Raw genomic sequence first — 1,317 nt, 5'->3', positions numbered from 1 at the left:
GAGGGTGTAACAGATTCTGTGTAACTGCAATTTAGTTAATATGCTTCACAATTCTGTCTTCGAACTCAATAATAAATCGGCTCATCGCAGTACGCCAGTTTCGAATGGGCATGGTCCATTTTTTACTGGCTTCTTTTATGGCAAGGTAAATCATTTTCTTGGCCGAGTCATCATTAGGAAACACCTTACGTTTTTTCAACGCTCTCCTAATCACGCTATTTAATGACTCAATGGCATTGGTCGTGTAGATAGCCTTACGAATATCCTGAGGGTAGTTGAAGAACGTAGTTAAGTTATGCCAATGGTTATGCCACGACTTGCTGATTTGAGGGTATTGGTCATCCCAGGCATTGCTGAAATGCTCGAGTTCGAGTAACGCTTCTTCCTCCGTAGCGGACTGGTAGATGCTTTTAAGACCAGCGGTTACCGCCTTATAGTCTTTCCACGATACGTACTTTAACGAGTTCCTAATCATATGCACGATACAGAGTTGGACATGAGTGGTTGGATAAACGGTATTTATGGCGTCAGGGAAGCCTTTTAGGCCATCTACGCAAGCGATGAGAATGTCCTCAACGCCTCGTTGTTGCAGCTCAGTGAGTACACCTAGCCAGAACTTAGCGCCTTCATTTTCCGCTATCCAAAGCCCCATCAGCTCTTTGTGGCCTTCAAGGTTAACACCTAGCGCTAAGAAAATAGATTTGTTGATAACCCGCTTATCCTGACGGATTTTTACGACGATGCAATCAAGGTAAACTATGGGGTAAATGGCATCTAAAGGCCGGCTCTGCCACTCTACCACTTGCTCGAGAACGGCATTGGTTACACGAGAAACCAACGTTGGCGATATATCTGCGCCGTACCATTCATCAAAGGCTTGAACGATATCGCGGGTACTCATGCCTTGAGCGTAGAGCCACAATATTTTATCGTCCATCGAGGTAAATCTGGACTGGTGCTTTTTGACCAATTTAGGCTCAAAGCTGCCGTCACGGTCTCGTGGCGTATCAAGCTCAAACTGGCCATCTTCAGTCTGAATACGCTTACTGGTTTTACCGTTACGGCTATTAGTTGAGGTAGATTTTTGATGCTTATCATAGCCGAGGTGCTCGTCCATTTCGGCATTAAGGGCGGCCTCAACCGTTATCTTTTTCAGCATTTGACTGAATTGATTTAAGTCTTCAGGTGTTTTAATGCTTTTAGCTGCTTCTTTAGCAAAAGCTTCAATATCTTTGTTGTTCATGAGTAATCTGCCTATCCTTGACTCTCTATAGAGTACTTTTTGATAAGCAGTTACACAAAATTAGTTACAGTCTC

General features: G+C 43.7%; 1 protein-coding gene. It reads right to left on the bottom strand.

Annotation, left to right across the window (positions count from 1 at the left end; all coding sequences use genetic code 11):
* Nucleotides 1-31: 31 nt before the first annotated feature.
* Nucleotides 32-1,243, bottom strand: a complete 1,212-nt coding sequence (locus tag ACRN9H_RS19620) for an IS256 family transposase (RefSeq protein ID WP_259581269.1) — start codon at nucleotides 1,241-1,243, stop codon at nucleotides 32-34.
* Between the last annotated feature and the right edge of the window lie 74 nt (nucleotides 1,244-1,317).

It is taken from the genome of Shewanella sp. MF08487 (genome assembly GCF_050848685.1).
GTDB classification, from domain to species: Bacteria; Pseudomonadota; Gammaproteobacteria; order Enterobacterales; family Shewanellaceae; genus Shewanella; species Shewanella glacialipiscicola.
This window is presented reverse-complemented; position numbering and strand designations above follow the sequence as displayed.